Source organism: Sinorhizobium sp. RAC02 (assembly GCF_001713395.1).
Classification (GTDB): Bacteria; Pseudomonadota; Alphaproteobacteria; order Rhizobiales; family Rhizobiaceae; genus Shinella.
The window spans coordinates 2120613-2136886 of the sequence record NZ_CP016452.1 but is presented as its reverse complement, the minus strand read 5'-3'; the positions used below and the strand labels follow the sequence as shown (position 1 = coordinate 2136886).

Below are 16274 nucleotides of genomic sequence, written 5' to 3'. Positions count from 1 at the left end.
TCTGGACCGGCGGGCAGGGGTCTCAGCCGACGATTTCGCGGATGTTGACGAACCGCCGCTCGGCGCGCGAGAGGTTTGCGGCCTCGGCGAGCGCGAGGGACTTTTCGCCGTCTTCAAAGGTGGCGTCCGGCGTGGCGTTGGTTTCGACGCAGTCGATGAACGATTCCAGCCCCAGCGCATAGGCTTCCGCATAGCGCTCGATGAAGAAGTTGAGGAAGGGTTCGCCGGCGCCGGTCGCGGTCGGCCCGAACCGTTCGAGGCCATGCGCGCGGCGGTTTCCGGAGATGAGCATTCCGTTCGAACCCAGGATCTCGACGCGCTGGTCATGGCCGTAGATCGCCGCACGGGAGTTGTTAATGTGGCAGAGCTTGCCGCTTTCCGTGCGCAGAACGACCATGGTGGAGTCGATATCGTTCAGCTCCGCAAGCGTCGGGTCGATGAGCGCACTGCCGGTGGCGAAGACTTCGACGGGCTCTTCGCCCAGCATGAAGCGGGCGAGGTCGAAATCGTGGATGGTCATGTCCTTGAAGATGCCGCCGGATGCCTTGAGGTATTCGCGCGACGCGAGACCGGGGTCGCGCGACGTGATGATCACCTGCCGGATGTCGCCGATCTCGCCTGAACGGGCCGCATCGCGCGCCGCCCGGTGACCCGGATCGTAACGGCGGTTGAAGCCGATCTGGATCGGCCTGTCGAAACCCTTCAGCGCCGCGCGGCAGGCCTTGACCCGGGCCAGCGACAGGTCGATGGGCTTTTCGCAGAAGATGGCCTTGCCGGCTTTTGCGGATGCCTCGATGAGGTCCGCATGCGTCGGCGTGGAGGTCGCGATCAGCACGGCATCGGCCTGTGCGATCGCCTCTTCGGCACTGTCGGCAACCATGCATCCGAACTGGCGGCCGACCTCTTCGGCGGCCGCGAAAACGGGATCGTAAACGGCTGCGAGTTCGGCTTTGCTTGAACGCACAATCGTGGCAGCATGCATCTTCCCGATACGCCCGCAGCCGAGCAACGCAATCCTGATCATCAACTTCCTCCTGATGGTGATGCAAAAAAAGTTGCGCATTTGATATTCCGTCAATATTAATTCTGCAAGCCCGTTTTCGGGCAAGCGTGGATTTTGAGGGAGGAGATCATGCCAGAGGTTTCAGGCAGCCAAGCGTTTCCGCTGGCCGAACGTCGTTTGCGGCTCGGCATCGTCGGCGGAGGGCAGGGCAGTTTCATCGGCAAGGTGCATGCGCGCGGCGCCCGGCTCTCCAATCGCTGGGATCTTGTTGCGGGTGCACTGTCGTCCCGGCCGCAGGTAGCGCTGGAATCCGGGCGTGCCTGGCTGCTCGCCGAGGACCGCATCTACACGGATTACCGGGTGATGGCCGAGCGCGAGGCGGCGCGTCCGGATGGCATCGATGCCGTGGCGATCACCACGCCAAACAACTCCCACCATGCCATTGCTTGCGCCTTCATGGAAAAAGGCATCGACGTCATCAGCGACAAGCCGCTGACGACGTCGCTTGCCGATGCACTCGATCTCGTGCGCCGGCAGAAGGAGACGGGCCTCGTTTTCGGCGTGACCTATGCCTATGCCGCCTCCGCCATGGTGCGGCAGGCGCGCCAAATGATCCGCGACGGTGCGCTTGGCGCGCTGCAGCAGGTGCATGTCGAGTATTTTCAGGAATGGGCGCTGACGCCCCTGAGCGATGCCGGTGCCGGCGCGCAATGGCGGGTCGATCCGTCGATCGTCGGCCCCACCTTCACGACCGGCGACATCGGCACCCATTGCCACCATCTCGGCGTCTTCGTCTGCGGTCGCCCTGTAACGGCGGTTCGGGCGGAGTTCCACACACTGGGCCCGCCGAAGGTGCTGGAGGACACGGCCTTCATGCATGTGCGCTACGAAGGCGACATTCCCGGCACCATCATGATCTCGCAGGTCGCGCCCGGCGCCCATTGCGGGCTGCGCATCCGCGCCTTCGGCGACAAGGCCAGCCTGGAATGGAACCAGGAAGAGCCTGAAATCCTGCATTTCCGCCGTTTCAACGAGCCGGCCCGCGTGCTGACGCGCGGCGAAGGCGCCGGTATCGGCGTGCATGCGGCGCGCTTCGTGCACATGCCGCGCGGCCATCCGGAGGCGCTGAGCGACGCCTGGGGCAATCTCTATGAGGAATTTGCGATCGCCGTCGAGGCCCGCCGTCTTGGCAGGACCCTGCCCGCAGGGCTGCTGGAATATCCGACGGTGGTGGATGGTGCGCTTGGCGTCAAGTTCATCGAAGCGGCGCTCGCATCGAACCAGTCGGGCGGGCAATGGACGGATTGCGTGCTGCCGATGTGAGTTGCAATAAGTATTGCAATATCTGTATTTATGAAATAATAAGTTCTGCGAAGAGGGCTGGCGCGGCAATGCCGGCTCAGGGAGGTTTTTAAATGGGTACCGTTCGTCTCACCATGGCGCAGGCCCTGGTCCGCTATCTCTGCAACCAGTTTACTGAAATCGACGGCCGACGCGAGCCGCTTTTCCCGGGCGTCTTCGCTATTTTCGGTCATGGCAACGTCACCTGCCTGTCGGAGGCGCTGGAGGCGGTCCAGGATACGCTGCCGACCTGGCGTGGCCAGAACGAGCAGTCTATGGCGCTGGCCGCGATCGGTTTTGCCAAGGCGACGCGCCGGCGCCAGATCATGGTCGCGTGCAGCTCCATCGGTCCGGGTGCGCTGAACATGGTGACGGCTGCGGGCGTGGCGCACACCAATCGCCTTCCCATCCTGCTTCTCGCCGGTGACAGCTTCGTCAACCGCCGCCCCGATCCGGTGATGCAGCAGGTCGAGCATTTCGGCAATCCGACCATCACCGTCAACGATGCCTTCAAGGCCGTGACGCGCTACTGGGATCGCATCACCCATCCCGAACAGATCCTCTCCTCGCTGCCGCAGGCGGTTGCCGTGATGCTGGACCCCGCCGATTGTGGCCCGGCCTTCCTCGGCTTGCCGCAGGATGTGCAGGAGATCGCCTGGGACTATCCGGAAAGCTTCTTCACGCCGACCGTGCACAGGGTGCCGCGCCCGCGGCCCGATCGCGACAGCCTTGCGGAAGCGATCCGCGTACTGAAGGCAGCCAAGCGCCCGCTGATCATCTCCGGCGGCGGCGTGCGCTATTCCGGTGCGGAAACAGCGCTGGCCGACTTTGCGGAAAAGCACGGCATCCCGCTTTGCGAGACCATTGCCGGCAAGGGCACCGTCACCCACGACCATCCGGCCCATGTCGGCCCGATCGGCATTGTCGGCTCCACTTCGGCCAATGCGCTTGCCGGTGAGGCCGATGTGATTCTGGCGGTCGGCACACGCCTCATGGACTTCACGACCGGCTCCTGGACGGCCTTCTCGCCCGACGCCCGGTTCGTCTCGATCAATGCGGCGCGCTGGGATGCCAACAAGCATCGCGCCGTCGCCGTGGTTGGCGACGCGTTGGAAACGGTCGGCGAACTTGAGGCCGCCATCGGCGACTACAAGGCCGATACAGGCTGGACGGAAAAGGGCAGGCTCGAATTCGCCAGGTGGAACGATGCCCTCGACGGCTACCAGAAACCGACGAACGCGCCGGTTCCGACCTATGCGCAGGTGGTCGGCATCGTCAATTCCAAGGCGAACGACCGCGACCTCATCATCACTGCTGCCGGCGGCCTGCCGGGTGAGGTGATGAAGAACTGGCGCGTCAAGGCGCCGAACACCTTCGATTGCGAATTCGGCTTCTCCTGCATGGGCTACGAAATCGCCGCCGGCTGGGGTGCTGCCATGGCCGATCCCACGCGCACGCCGATCGTCATGATCGGCGACGGCACCTACATGATGATGAATTCGGACATCTATTCGACCGTTCTCTCCGGCCACAAGATGATCCTCATCGTCTGCGACAACGGCGGCTACGCCGTCATCAACCGGTTGCAGAACGCCAAGGGCGGCGCCTCGTTCAACAATCTCATCAAGGATTGCCGCGTCAAGGAGCCCTTCGCGGTCGATTTCGGCAAACATGCCGAAGCGATGGGCGCGCTCACCCGGCATGTCGACAGTCTTGCCGATCTCGGCGATGCGGTCGAATGGGCGCAGACGACGGACCGCACGACCGTGCTGACGATCGTCTCCGATGCCTTCACCTGGACCCCGGGCGATGCCTGGTGGGATGTCGGCGTGCCGCAGGTCAGCGAGCGGGCGGAGGTCAATGCCGCGGCGAAAGACCAGCAGGAAGGCCGCAAGAACCAGCGCGTCGGCGTCTGATCGCGGCACGACCTCGGCACCATACTCATCTGAAGGACGACAAGCATGAGAACCATCAAGGGTCCCGGCGTGTTTCTCGCGCAATTTGCCGGCGATGATGCGCCGTTCAACTCGCTGAAGGGGCTGGCCGGCTGGGCCGCCGACAAGGGGTTCAAGGGTGTGCAGATCCCCACGTGGGACAGCCGGGTGATCGATCTCGAACGCGCGGCGGACAGCCAGGCTTATGTCGATGAGATGAAGGGAACGCTCGGCGAGCATGGCCTCGTCGTGACGGACCTCGCCAGTCACCTGCAAGGGCAGCTCGTCGCTCTCCACCCGTCCTTCAACCTGCCGGCCGATTCCTTCGCGCCGGCCAAGGTCCACCGTGACCCAGTGGCCCGCCAGGAATGGGCCGTCAACCAGTTGCTCTGCGCGGCCAAGGCCTCGCGCAGGTTCGGTCTCGACCGCCATACGACGTTTAGCGGAACACTTCTGTGGCCCTATTTCTACCCCTATCCGCAATGGCCGGACGGGCTGATTTCCGACGGCTTCGATGAACTGGCGCGCCGCTGGCGCCCGATCCTCGATGCTTTCGACCACGAGGGCGTCGACGTCTGCTACGAAATTCACCCGACCGAAGACCTGCATGACGGCCTGACCTTCGAGATGTTTCTGGAGCGCGTCGACAACCATGCGCGCTGCAACATCATGTACGACCCAAGCCATCTGGTGCTTCAGTCGATCGACTACCTCGCCTATATCGATCACTACCACCAGCGCATCAAGACCTTCCACGTCAAGGATGCGGAGTTCCGGCCAACGGGCAAAACCGGCGCTTATGGCGGGTATCAGCCGTGGGTCAGCCGTGCCGGTCGCTTCCGTTCGCCCGGGGACGGACAGGTCGATTTCGGCGCGATTTTCTCGAAACTCACGGGTTACGGTTTTGATGGATGGGCCGTGCTCGAATGGGAATGCTGCCTGAAGAACTCGGAAGACGGCGCGGCCGAGGGCGCGCGCTTCATTCGCGACCATATCATTCAGGTCTCGGATCGCGCCTTCGATGACTTCGTGAAGTCCGGTGCAGACCGATCCGTCAACAATGAAATCCTCGGGATCTAAGGACCTTGGCCGTGTCGAATACAAACCTGTCCAACCGTCGTCTTCGCCTCGGCATGGTCGGTGGCGGCGAGGGCGCCTATATCGGCGGCATCCACCGCTTCGCCGCCCGCCTAGATAACCACTATGACCTCGTGGCAGGTGCGTTCGATGTCGACGCCGAACGAGGCTACAGCTTCGCCGCGAAGAACTTCATCGATCGAGACCGCTCCTATGGCGACTATCTCGCCATGGTGGCGGGAGAGCGCGCACGCGACGACCGGATCGATGTGGTGGCGATCTGCACGCCCAACCACACGCACTTTCCGATCGCCAAGGCGTTTCTCGAAGCGGGGTTCGACGTCATTTGCGAAAAGCCCATGACCACAACCGTCGAGGATGCGATCGCGCTCCATGACCTCGCGCAGGCGACGGGGCGTTTCCTTGGGGTGACCTATACATATAGCGGCTACCCGATGATCCATGAGGCACGGGCAATGGTTGCACGCGGAGACCTCGGCAAGATCCGCGTGGTGCAGGTCGAATATCCATTGGAGTGGATGGCGACCGGCATCGAGCTTCAAGGAAACCAGCAGGCGGCCTGGCGCACGGACCCGAAGAAGAACGGACGTGGCGGCTCGATCGGCGACATCGGCACGCATGCCTATCATCTCGCAGGTTTCGTAACCGGATTGAAGGCGGAGGCCATCGCCGCCGACCTTGCAACATTTGTCGAGGGCCGCGCGCTCGATGACAACGCCCACGTGATGATCCGCTATGAAGGCGGCGCGCGCGGCCTTCTATGGTCTTCGCAAGTCGCGATTGGTCAGTCGAATGGCCTGCGGCTGCGGGTCTTCGGTGAAAAGGGCAGCCTCGCCTGGCATCAGGAACAGCCGAATGAGCTGATCTTCACGGGGCTCTTCGGCGCCCCGGAAACGATCAAGCGTGGTCGCGACGATCTCACCGATGGCGCGCGCGCTCGAACCCGCACACCGCCCGGCCATCCCGAAGGTTATATCGAAGCCTTCACGAACCTCTATTCCGGCTTCGCTGCCGTCATCCGGGCCAGGGAAAGCGGAGCCTCGGCCGGGTCTTTCGGCGAAGGGATCCCTTCCTCCTATGACGGGCTCAAAGGCGTGGCCTTCGTCGACACCGTCGTCGACAGCCACGAGAAACACAATGGCGGATGGCTGTCGTTGCAGTTCGCTTAGGGCGCACGGGACGAATCGGACGGCAAGAACAACGCGCAAGCACCCGAGAGGAAATCCAAATGGCACAGTTCGAAAACAAGATCGTCGTCGTGACCGGCGGCACGCAGGGCCTCGGTGCTGCAACCGCAAAGCTTCTTGCCGAACGCGGCGCGAAGGGGCTGGTCATTTGCGGGCGATCAGAAGAAAAAGGCGCGGCGCAGGCGGCCCAACTTGAAGCCCTTGGCGCGAAAACCGTCTTCGTCAAAGCCGATCTGTCTGATGTGAACGACTGCAAGGCCGTCATCGCCGCGGCCGACAAGACATTCGGCCGGCTCGACAGCCTGGTCAATGCTGCCGGCATGACAAATCGCGGCACGATCCTCAACACCAGTCCGGAACTCTTCGATCAGCTGTTCGCGGTCAACACCCGGGCACCGTTCTTCCTCATGCAAAGCGCGATCGAGCTTTTCAAGCGCGACAGCATTGCGGGAACGATCGTCAACATCTCGACCATGTCCTCGATGGGCGGACAACCGTTCCTCGCCGCCTACAGTGCCTCCAAGGGCGCGCTGGATACGCTGACCCGCAACACCGCCTACGCCGCCCTCAGAAACCGCATCCGCGTAAACAGCCTCAACATTGGCTGGATGGCGTCCGAAGGCGAGGACAGGACGCAGCGCGAACTAGATGGCCAGCCGGCCGACTGGCTCGAGAAGGCCGTCATCGCCCAACCCAATGGCCGCCTGATCGATCCGAATGAAGTTGCCCGCGCAATCGCATTCCTCGCATCGGAGGAATCCGGCTTGATGACCGGCGCTATCATCAACTTCGACCAGGCGGTCTGGGGCGCCTATGACAGCCTGCCCCATGCAAATGCGGCTCTATAAATATCTCTCATCACTTCGCCGAACGAGGCTGGCCAACTGATGAACTGGATTGGATATTCACGATCTGGCTACTGTGCCAAAACTGCGGGTCGGCGGTTCAAATCCCCCCTTTATTTGGAGGATTGGAATACGGTAGAGGAACATTTTACGCTTCTGCTCGCACCACGTAATAAGTTTTCCACGGAAAGCTTATTCCGCCTTTTGCATAGGTCGAGGTGTTGGGTGAAGGCGCTGGATCTGATTTGCAATGCTAGCGGAACGAGGCCAGCGCTTATTTTCAGGATGCAGAACAATCCTGACGTTCGACACTTCCACCTGCCACTATAAATCCCGCCGCATCGGTCGGGCCGCGCTCGAAAGACGGATAAAGGAGATTTGTGAGACATGGGTGCGCCATGGATATCAGCGCATCCATATTCACTTGCGTCGCAACGGATGGATAATCAACATGAAGAAGACGCGTAGGGTTTACAGCGCGTTAGGCTTTCAGTTGCGCAACAAGGGTCCCAAGCGTCGGATGAAGGCGAAGCTGCGAGACGACCGCGAGGTTGCCTCTGGCCCGAACGTTATCTGGGCGTGAAATTTGTCCACAGCCAGCTCGCAACAGCCCTAAAACTGCGTATTCTGACCATCGTGGAAATACATTCCTGCTATTGCCCGGCCACCGCGCGGGGTTCACTTGCCGTGGCGAGGATGTGGTCCAGACGCCGGAACGCGTCTGCAACAAGATCGGCTACCACAAGACGATCAACGATCGACAACGAATTCATCTCTCGTGATCTGGACCTTTGGGCCTACGTCAACAATGTCACCCTGAACTGCTCGCGCTCCGGAAAACCGATCGACAACGGCTTCAACGCGGCCTTCAACAGCAAGCAGCGGGCGGAATGCCTGAACGCGTACTGGTTCCTGACTCTTGTGGTTTCATGCGAAAAGCTGGAGACTTGGCGCCGATACTACAGTGAGGATCGCCCTCATTCGGCAATCGGACATAACGTCCAGATTGCCAAGCACAATCCCGGCGGCGAAGCCAGCCTCTTTACTCCTTCCGCCGGTCAGCAGACGGCCGAGTGTAGTGCGCAGCGTTTGATTGATGCCGCACGGCCCCCTGTGAACTACTCCGGGCGTATTTTCACCGTCAGTGCCTCTATCGGGTTCGCTTTTGCCGAAGGAGAGACTCCGACCGCACTGTTCACGAGAGCCGACCTCGCGCTCTATGCAGCAAAAGCAGCGGGGGGTGGCACATACCGAGGCCCCGCCGCACGGAATGGGCCGCCGCTCCCGATCGCCTGATCCCACGCGATCCGCACGCTCAAAGCGGTTGCCGCCAGCGAGGCGCGCGAATTACGCCGCCGCTACCTGACCACCGTGATGTATCTCGCCTTCAGGCACGCAGCACCGTTGCCAATCCAGCGTCAGTCGACAGCGCTTCTTCTCGCGCCGGCATTTCATCAATAGTCACACGATCGGACAGTTGGTGGCGAGGGTGAAGGGGTTCATCGTGCGGATTCAGCAGGAAACGGCGGGCTACGTCGAGATAGCCATCGTAGACCAGGCCACCGTTGATCTCGATAAGCGCGCTCCTGTGCCGACGGTAAAGCGGCGGTATGCGGTACCATGGAATGCCAGGGCGCTTGTGATGCAGCACATGCAGATTGTTGTAAAGGAACAACAGGCCGAATAGCGGGCTGTTTTCAACGATTGCGGTGCGCTCGTCGTGGTGGTCGGCGTAGCGGTGTTCGGCAAAGGACCGCAACCTGGAAAGCGCTGCACCGACATAGACGAAGCCGAAGAGATAGAGCCAGAGCGGCATATCGCAAACGGCGAGTACCCACACCATGACAGCGGCAATGCCGATTGCGTGGCGCACCCAGAGAGCCGCCTTCTGCCGGTCGCCATTTATAACGGCCGCCGCTTCCTGCACGAGGAAGTTCACGATCATCACGAGGGGGCCGAGTGTCAGCCGTCCAAGCAAGGTGGTGTTCCATGCGGCAAGGCGCCGACCGATACCGCCCATGCGTTCCCAGGCCGCCTGGGTGAAATAGGAGGATTCCGGATCTTCGATCGGGTCGGTCAGGTGTTCGTCGCGATGATGTGTCAGGTGTCCTTCGCGATAGATCGCATAGGGCAGCCAGAGGGAGAGCGGCGGCCAGCCGATGGCGTCATTTATGGCGCGGCTGCGGGTGGGGTGGCCGTGGATGACCTCGTGCTGCAGCGAGCCCTGCCAGGCGACCAGCCAGCCGCCGAGGCCGATCACGGCCACGACTGGCAGCGATTGCCAGAACCATGTCACGGCAAAAAAGCCGCCATAGATCACGACAGCAAGCGCCACCGTTTGCCATTCGATGCGAGTGGCGGCGGATAGGGTGGATTGCGAAGGAAGGGTATCAGGCGACTGGCGGCTGGACATGAACTGGTTCCGGCAGGAGAAAAGCGATCAATTTCAAACGCCAATATAAAAGCCGAGCGCCCGATGCCGCGCCGCATGGCTTTGCAGCAGACAGGCGAAAAAGGAAAAACGGGTTGCGTAAAACCGCGTTGTGGTGAAATATTTATTCTATGTATTTTATAGAATATTCGATCTAATCCCCTCTATCAAATTGACGAGCACCCTCCTCGCCTCGTGGCTGGTTGCTCAATACCGGAGGGACATCCATGACATTCAACCCCACCCGCCGTCAGGTGCTGGTCGGCGGCGCTTCCATCGCAACCCTCGTGGCGCTCGGCGGCATTCACCCCGCCTTTGCCAATGCGGACCGCACGAAGATCGTCGTGCGCGTCGACAAGGATCTTTCCAATCTGGATCCGGCCAACCGTTCCGGCCCCGTCGATCTCAATGTCATCTGGTCGGTTCAACAGGGCCTGATCTCCTTCAAACCGGGCTCGACCGAATGGGAGCTTGATGCCGCCGAAGAGCTGGAGCAGGTGTCGGATACGGAAATCCGCTTCAAGCTACGCGGCGGCCTTGCCTTTACCGGCGGCTACGGCGACCTGACAGCGGAAGATGTGAAATTCTCCTTCGAGCGCTTCATCAAGCCGGATGCCGAAGGCAAGCCTGTCACCTACGCCAAGGACTGGTCCGCGCTCGATCGCGTCGAGGTGACCGGCCCGCTCGAAGGCCGCATCATCCTGAAGAACCCGGTACCGGCGCTCTATACGATCGCGCTCGCAGACGGCTCGGGTCGCATCCTTTCGAAAAAGGCTTTCGAAGCGCTTGGCGAAAAGGCGATCGCCACGAAGCTGATCGGCAGCGGCCCCTATGTGCTGAAGGAGTGGACGCCGCGCGAACAGTTCGTTCTCGAGATCAACCCCGACTACAAGGGGCCGATCCAGCCGCATTTCCAGCAAATCGTCGGCAAGCCGATCGGCGAGCAAAAGACCGCGGAAATCGCCTTCCAGTCGGGCGAGATCGATTTCACCGCCATCGATCCTGAAAGCGGCAAGGCGCTCGCGGACCTGCCGGATGCGAGCGTGACGGAAATTCCCGCCATCGATTATGTCTGGTTCGGCCCGAACATCGAAAAGGCGCCGTTCGACGACATTCGCGTGCGCCAGGCGATCCGCCATGCCGTCGATATCGACGCGATCCTGCAGGGCGCCTATTCCGGCATCTATCCGCGCGCCAACGCGCTCCTGGCGCCGACGCTGCTCGGTTACTGGAAGGATGCACCGGTCCATGCCCGCGACCTGGAAAAAGCGCAGGCTCTGCTCGCCGAGGCCGGCCATTCCGGCGGCTTCAAGACGAAGCTGACGATCGAGGCCAATGCACGCTACGAAGCGATTGCCCAGATCATCCAGGCCAATCTTGCCGAAGTCGGCATCGAGGTCGAGATCGAGGCGCTCGAATCCGCCGCCTATTGGGCGCTGGGTGAAAACGATGCCAGCAAGGATCTTGAACTGTCGCTGATCAAGTACAACGGCAAGTTCGATCCCGGCTTCCAGACGCAGTGGTTCACCTCCGCGCAGGTGGGCCAGTGGAACTGGCAGCGCTGGAAGAATGCCAATTTCGACGCCCTGCATGAAAAGGGCGGCGTGACGGTCGATCCGGCCGAGCGCGAGAAGATCTACATCGAAGCACAGAAGCTGCTCGACGAATCCGCCGCCTTTATCTGGATCACCCACAACCTCAACGCCTTCGCCGCGCGCCAGTGGCTGAAGCCCGGTGTCCTGCCGAACGGCAACAACTGGCTCTACACTGCCTTCACGGAAGCGACGGCCTGATCCGGTGGCTGTTTCCGGACTGACGGATCGGGATGCGCTTCGATGAGGAGCGCATCCCTCCAGATTCATCTCGCCTTCAAGCTGGCGACGGCAATGCTCGCTGTCGCCGGCTCGGTCGTTCTTTTGATGGCGCTGACGCGGCTGATCCCCGGTGATCCCGCCACCGTGATCCTCGGCTCGCGCGCCACGCCCGAGGCCGTCGCCGCCCTCAATGCCCGCATCGGTCTCGACAAGCCGCTGATCGAACAGGTCTTTGCCTTCTTCGGCCGGCTCCTATCCGGCGATCTCGGCGAAGATGTTTTCAACGGCCGATCGGTCCTCGCTCTCGTTTCATCCGCGCTGCCGAATACCGCCGCCCTTGCGATCTCCGCCATGCTCTGCGCGATTGCCTTGGGCGTGCCGCTCGCCCTCCTCTCCGCCCGCTGGCCGGGCGGCAAGGTGGATCGGCTGATCGCGTTCCTGAGCGTCGGCTTCATCTCGACGCCGAGTTTCGTCGTCTCGGTCTTCCTGCTGATGACCTTTTCCGTCACGCTTCGCTGGTTTCCCGTACTGGGGGCCGGCGAAAGCGGCGATCTCGGCGATCAACTGTGGCATCTGGTGCTGCCGACCACGGCCCTTGCCGCCGGCTGGATTGGCTACATCGCCCGGCTGCTGCGCGCCTCGCTTCTGGAAGTGCTCGGCGAAAACCATATCCGCACGCTGCGCGCCTATGGCGTCAGCGAGACGAAAATCCTCGTGAAGTATGCGTTGAAACCAGCCATCCTACCCACCGTCGCCGTGCTCGGCATGGGATTTGGCGAGCTTCTGGGCGGCGCGGTCTTTGCCGAGGTGATTTTCAACCGGCCCGGTCTCGGCTCGTTGATCTACGATGCCATCCGGACGCGTAATTACCCGGTCGTGCAAGGCGGCGTCTTCGTCATCGTGCTTCTCTATGTGTTGACGAACCTCATTGCCGACCTCTCGCAGAGCCTGCTCGATCCGCGCGAGCGCGCCCGCCTCGTCTCCGGAAGAGGAGCATGACAATGGACCTCTTCCACGATCTCTCCCGTCGCCCCGGCGGCACGTTCGCGCTTCTTGCGGTGACGCTGCTCTGTCTGGTGGCGATCGCGGCACCGCTCATCGCACCCTATGGCCCGAACGCCATCGCACCGGTCAACCGGCTGATGGACCCGTCGTTCCAGCATCTGCTCGGAACCGACCATCTCGGCCGTGATATACTGAGCCGCATCATCTACGGCACGCGCGTCGCGCTCGGCATCTCGCTCTCGGTCATCGCCATTTCGCTGACAACCGGTGTGGCGCTTGGGATTGCGGCCGCGCTCTCGCCACGCGCCATCGACCTCGTGGTCGTGGGCATCTTCGATATCGTCACTTCGTTTCCAAGCATCATCCTGGCCCTGGCACTGGTTGCCGTCTTCGGCCCCGGCCTCGGTAATGTCGTGCTGCTCGTCAGCATCGTCTTCATTCCGCATTTCGGCCGGGTCGCCCGCGCCCAGACGATCGCGATCCGCAACAGCCCGTTCATCGAGGCCGAGCGCGTGCTCGGGGCGCAGGCCTGGCGTGTGGTGCTGCATCACGTCACACCGAACATCATCGGCCCGATCTTCGTGCTGGCCTGCATGGACATTCCCGTCGTCATCACCATCGAGGCGGGCTTGAGCTTTCTCGGCCTCGGCGTGCGCCCACCGCTGGCAAGCTGGGGCAACCTGCTCAACGACGGTTATACCTATCTCGACCGCTCGATCTGGCTTGCCACCTTTTCCGGCCTAGCGCTGATCCTCGCCACGCTCGGCTTCGCGCTGCTCGGCGAATCCCTGCGCGACACGCTCGACCCGAAGCTGAGGAGGGCGCTGTGACGGACCCACTTGTCAGCATCGAAGGCCTGAACGTGTCGTACCGGGGTGCCGGGCGCGCGGTACATGTCCTCGATGGCGTGGATATCACAATCGGTCGCGGGCAATCCGTCGGCCTGGTTGGCGAAAGCGGCAGCGGCAAGTCGACCGTGGCCTTCGCCATGCTCGGCCTGCTCGCCGACAATGCCGAGGTTTCAGCGCGCCATGCACGCTTTGACGGGCATGAGACGACCTTCGCCGACAAGGAGACGACGGCGCTGCGCGGTACCGACATCGCGATGATCTTCCAGGATCCGATGACCGCGCTCAACCCGATGTTCACCATCGGCACCCAACTCGTCGATATCCAGCGCCGGCGTTTTCCGAAGGATAACCGGCGAACACTCTGGTCACGCGCAGAAGCCGTACTCGCCGATGTCGGCGTGCAGGATGCGGCCCAGCGCATGCACCGCTATCCGCACGAGTTTTCCGGCGGCATGCGCCAGCGTGTGGTGATCGCCATGGCGCTTCTGGTCGAGCCGAAGCTGCTGATCGCCGACGAGCCGACGACGGCGCTTGATGCGACGATCGAAGCGCAGGTCGTCGACGTGTTGCATCGGCTGAGACAGCGCACCGCCGCCTCCATGCTGGTCGTCAGCCATAGCATGGGGCTGATCGCCGAACTCTGCGACAGCGTCATCGTTATGTATGCGGGAACAGTCGTGGAAAGCGGCCCGGTCCGCGATGTTCTGCATCGTCCGCGCCACCCTTATACCCGCGCGCTGCTGGCCTGCGAGATCGACCCCTACGCCGCGTTCGATCCCGCGCAGGACCTAGCGACGATCCCCGGCAACGTGCCCGATCCGGCTTGTCGGCCCGAAGGCTGCATCTTCGCCAGCCGCTGTCCCGCAAGGCACAACCGTTGCAGCGAAAAACCTCCGCGCCGCCAGATCGCTAACGGGCATGCCTTCGCCTGCTGGCTGGAGGCTGCGTGATGGCCGCGCCCGTTCTCACCCTGAAGGATGCGGTGGTCCGCTACGACCGGCTGACAGCCGTCGACGGCATTTCGCTGGAGCTCCACCGCGGCGAAACGCTCGGCCTCGTTGGCGAAAGCGGTTGCGGAAAATCCTCCGTCGCGCGCGCCATCGTCGGGCTCCAGCCGCTTGCAGCGGGCACACTGACATTAGAAGGCGAGGCACTGTCCCAGACCTCGGCTCAGCGCAGGATCCAGCTGCTGTTTCAGGATCCGGCCGCCTCGCTCTCGCCCCGTATGACCGTGCGCGCGCTTCTGGCCGAGCCATTGAAAATCCGCGGAGTGCACACGCCGGAAAGCTGGGCGCATATCGCGGCGCTTGCGGACAGCATTGGCCTCGGCGAACAGCTTTTCACGCGCTATCCGCACCAGTTGAGTGGCGGGCAGGCACGGCGCGTGGCGCTGGTGCGGGCGCTTGCGACCGAACCTTCCATCATCGTTGCTGACGAACCGACAGCTGGCCTCGATATCTCCATCCAGGGGGAACTGCTCAATCTGTTGCGGGCGCTCCGCGATCGGCTGGGGCTCAGCTACCTGCTCATCTCCCACAATCTCAATGTGGTCGGACGCGTGACCGATCGTGTCGCCGTGATGTATCTCGGCCAGATCGTCGAGAGCGGGCCGACGGCAGCGCTGTTTCGCGATCCCGCGCATCCCTATACGCAGGCGCTGCTTTCCGCCAACCTCACGCTCGATCCCAAGCGTCGAAGCGAGCGCATCGTTCTGTCGGGCGAATTGCCGAGCCCGAGCAATCCACCGTCCGGATGCCGCTTCCACAAGCGCTGTCCCCTTGCCCAGCCGAAATGCGCAGGTGAGATGCCCGTGCTGCAGGCGGGAACGGATGGACGCAGCGTCGCCTGCCACTTTCCGCTCGCCGCGGAACCGACCGTCCTGCCTCAAGCGATGGCGGGGTAACCATGGCGCGCAGCATACCGATCCAGCTCCGCCAAAACCTCGTAGTCGGCATCGCCGAGCAGGCTGATGCCGCGCAGCGAAAGCGTGTCGCAAACGTCAGCAAGTGCCGGATCGGTGATCGTCTCCGCCAGCGCGCGGCGCAGGCTCACCAGGTCCCTTGCCGGGGTCGACGCGGCCGTGATGAAGGGCAGGCCCGGCCCCTTCGCCGTTTCCGCCAGGATGCGCACGCCCGCGACGCGCTCGGGGTCGAAACGCAGGGTGTTGCCGAAGGTCACGCAGTCGATCGCCGCGATATCGGCCGCCCCGTTCGAAACGGCATCGATGCTCGCCCGATGGCCGCCGGTCTCCAGCACGGATGCGAAGAACCGGCCATCGACCGCGTGCGGCGCCAAGAAGGCGCGGAACAGGTTGTAGCCGGAATTGCTGCCGGGCTCGTTGATGGCAGCCCGCTCGCCCCTCAGATCCTCGATCGACTGTGCGGAGGACGCTGCATTGACGATGATGAAGCTGCATTTGAGTGGGCCATCGCAGCCGGGAAGCCCATACACGGGCGAAGCGACCAGTTGCACCTTGCCGCGCAGATGCTGGACGTAGGGGTAGCCGCAGGTCTGGCCGAACAGGAGGTCCGGGCGAAGCCACGCTTCGTCGTAACGGACATCGTCGTCAAGCGCCTCCGGCGCATCAAGCCCAAGGTCCCGAAGGCGTTTGCCGAGAGCCTCCCAGAACAGCCGCGTCGCCTGCGCGACTGGCTCTGGGCTGACATACATGGCGAGGCTGGCGATGGGCATGACCGAACTCCGGAAACAATTCAAAAACCTATGCAATACATAGATTTAAACCGCAATAAGATTTCTTGTCTGAA

14 protein-coding genes and 1 pseudogene are annotated in these 16274 nt (G+C 62.4%); 12 read left to right on the top strand and 3 right to left on the bottom strand.

Annotated elements, in window-relative coordinates; translation table 11 throughout:
• Positions 1–22: 22 nt before the first annotated feature.
• Positions 23–1024: an inositol 2-dehydrogenase gene (gene iolG, locus BSY16_RS30935; RefSeq protein ID WP_069063548.1), complete on the bottom strand. Its 1002-nt coding sequence runs from the start codon at positions 1022–1024 to the stop codon at positions 23–25.
• A 108-nt stretch (positions 1025–1132) separates the two neighbouring features.
• On the opposite strand from iolG, the gene BSY16_RS30930 reads away from it, so the two are divergent.
• The 7 genes and pseudogenes from BSY16_RS30930 (at position 1133) to BSY16_RS33030 (ending at position 8704) form a co-directional block, all read left to right on the top strand.
• Positions 1133–2326 carry a Gfo/Idh/MocA family protein gene (locus BSY16_RS30930; RefSeq protein WP_069063547.1) on the top strand — a complete coding sequence of 398 codons (1194 nt, stop codon included), beginning with the start codon at positions 1133–1135 and terminating at the stop codon, positions 2324–2326.
• Positions 2327–2418: 92 nt separating this feature from the next.
• Entirely contained in the window at positions 2419–4260 is a 1842-nt protein-coding gene (iolD, locus tag BSY16_RS30925; protein WP_069063546.1) for a 3D-(3,5/4)-trihydroxycyclohexane-1,2-dione acylhydrolase (decyclizing), read from the top strand.
• 45 nt (positions 4261–4305) lie between these two features.
• Positions 4306–5358: a sugar phosphate isomerase/epimerase family protein gene (locus tag BSY16_RS30920; protein ID WP_069063545.1), complete on the top strand. Its 1053-nt coding sequence runs from the start codon at positions 4306–4308 to the stop codon at positions 5356–5358.
• Between the two features lie 53 nt (positions 5359–5411).
• Positions 5412–6545, top strand: a complete 1134-nt coding sequence (locus BSY16_RS30915) for a Gfo/Idh/MocA family protein (RefSeq protein ID WP_069063816.1) — start codon at positions 5412–5414, stop codon at positions 6543–6545.
• 59 nt (positions 6546–6604) lie between these two features.
• Positions 6605–7411, top strand: a complete 807-nt coding sequence (locus BSY16_RS30910; RefSeq protein WP_069063544.1) for an SDR family oxidoreductase — start codon at positions 6605–6607, stop codon at positions 7409–7411.
• 292 nt (positions 7412–7703) lie between these two features.
• A pseudogene (locus BSY16_RS33035) lies at positions 7704–8410 on the top strand (integrase core domain-containing protein); the annotation flags it as partial.
• Between the two features lie 87 nt (positions 8411–8497).
• Positions 8498–8704: a diguanylate cyclase domain-containing protein gene (locus BSY16_RS33030; protein WP_353652407.1), complete on the top strand. Its 207-nt coding sequence runs from the start codon at positions 8498–8500 to the stop codon at positions 8702–8704.
• A gap of 91 nt (positions 8705–8795) precedes the next feature.
• Here the strand turns inward: BSY16_RS33030 and BSY16_RS30900 are convergent, their stop codons facing one another.
• Positions 8796–9821, bottom strand: coding sequence for a fatty acid desaturase (locus BSY16_RS30900; protein WP_083243199.1), 1026 nt, complete (start codon positions 9819–9821; stop codon positions 8796–8798).
• A gap of 245 nt (positions 9822–10066) precedes the next feature.
• Here BSY16_RS30900 and BSY16_RS30895 point away from each other — a divergent pair, with 245 nt between their 5' ends.
• The 5 genes from BSY16_RS30895 to BSY16_RS30875 are packed head-to-tail and all read left to right on the top strand — an operon-like array spanning position 10067 to position 15412.
• Positions 10067–11632: an ABC transporter substrate-binding protein gene (locus tag BSY16_RS30895; protein ID WP_069063542.1), complete on the top strand. Its 1566-nt coding sequence runs from the start codon at positions 10067–10069 to the stop codon at positions 11630–11632.
• A 42-nt stretch (positions 11633–11674) separates the two neighbouring features.
• Positions 11675–12652: an ABC transporter permease gene (locus BSY16_RS30890; protein ID WP_069063541.1), complete on the top strand. Its 978-nt coding sequence runs from the start codon at positions 11675–11677 to the stop codon at positions 12650–12652.
• Positions 12649–13488 carry an ABC transporter permease gene (locus tag BSY16_RS30885; protein WP_286157297.1) on the top strand — a complete coding sequence of 280 codons (840 nt, stop codon included), beginning with the start codon at positions 12649–12651 and terminating at the stop codon, positions 13486–13488. The genes BSY16_RS30890 and BSY16_RS30885 overlap by 4 nt, the downstream gene beginning before the upstream one ends.
• Positions 13485–14459: an ABC transporter ATP-binding protein gene (locus BSY16_RS30880; protein WP_069063539.1), complete on the top strand. Its 975-nt coding sequence runs from the start codon at positions 13485–13487 to the stop codon at positions 14457–14459. Before BSY16_RS30885 ends, BSY16_RS30880 begins: the two co-directional genes overlap by 4 nt.
• The gene (locus BSY16_RS30875; protein WP_069063538.1) at positions 14459–15412 is read left to right on the top strand and encodes an oligopeptide/dipeptide ABC transporter ATP-binding protein; all 954 of its coding nucleotides are present in this window, start codon (positions 14459–14461) and stop codon (positions 15410–15412) included. Before BSY16_RS30880 ends, BSY16_RS30875 begins: the two co-directional genes overlap by 1 nt.
• Here the strand turns inward: BSY16_RS30875 and BSY16_RS30870 are convergent.
• The gene (locus BSY16_RS30870; RefSeq protein ID WP_069063537.1) at positions 15394–16200 is read right to left on the bottom strand and encodes a phosphate/phosphite/phosphonate ABC transporter substrate-binding protein; all 807 of its coding nucleotides are present in this window, start codon (positions 16198–16200) and stop codon (positions 15394–15396) included. The two genes, BSY16_RS30875 and BSY16_RS30870, sit on opposite strands and share 19 nt — an antisense overlap.
• Positions 16201–16274 lie beyond the last annotated feature (74 nt).

Coding starts and splice junctions, on each gene's coding strand:
- BSY16_RS30895 (WP_069063542.1), top strand. CDS start 10,067: ATGACATTCAACCCCACCCGCCGTCAGGTGCTGGTCGGCGGCGCTTCC.
- BSY16_RS30900 (WP_083243199.1), bottom strand. CDS start 9,821: ATGTCCAGCCGCCAGTCGCCTGATACCCTTCCTTCGCAATCCACCCTA.
- BSY16_RS30930 (WP_069063547.1), top strand. CDS start 1,133: ATGCCAGAGGTTTCAGGCAGCCAAGCGTTTCCGCTGGCCGAACGTCGT.
- BSY16_RS30875 (WP_069063538.1), top strand. CDS start 14,459: ATGGCCGCGCCCGTTCTCACCCTGAAGGATGCGGTGGTCCGCTACGAC.
- iolD (WP_069063546.1), top strand. CDS start 2,419: ATGGGTACCGTTCGTCTCACCATGGCGCAGGCCCTGGTCCGCTATCTC.
- BSY16_RS30910 (WP_069063544.1), top strand. CDS start 6,605: ATGGCACAGTTCGAAAACAAGATCGTCGTCGTGACCGGCGGCACGCAG.
- iolG (WP_069063548.1), bottom strand. CDS start 1,024: ATGATCAGGATTGCGTTGCTCGGCTGCGGGCGTATCGGGAAGATGCAT.
- BSY16_RS30885 (WP_286157297.1), top strand. CDS start 12,649: ATGACAATGGACCTCTTCCACGATCTCTCCCGTCGCCCCGGCGGCACG.
- BSY16_RS30890 (WP_069063541.1), top strand. CDS start 11,675: ATGAGGAGCGCATCCCTCCAGATTCATCTCGCCTTCAAGCTGGCGACG.
- BSY16_RS30920 (WP_069063545.1), top strand. CDS start 4,306: ATGAGAACCATCAAGGGTCCCGGCGTGTTTCTCGCGCAATTTGCCGGC.
- BSY16_RS30870 (WP_069063537.1), bottom strand. CDS start 16,200: ATGCCCATCGCCAGCCTCGCCATGTATGTCAGCCCAGAGCCAGTCGCG.
- BSY16_RS30915 (WP_069063816.1), top strand. CDS start 5,412: ATGGTCGGTGGCGGCGAGGGCGCCTATATCGGCGGCATCCACCGCTTC.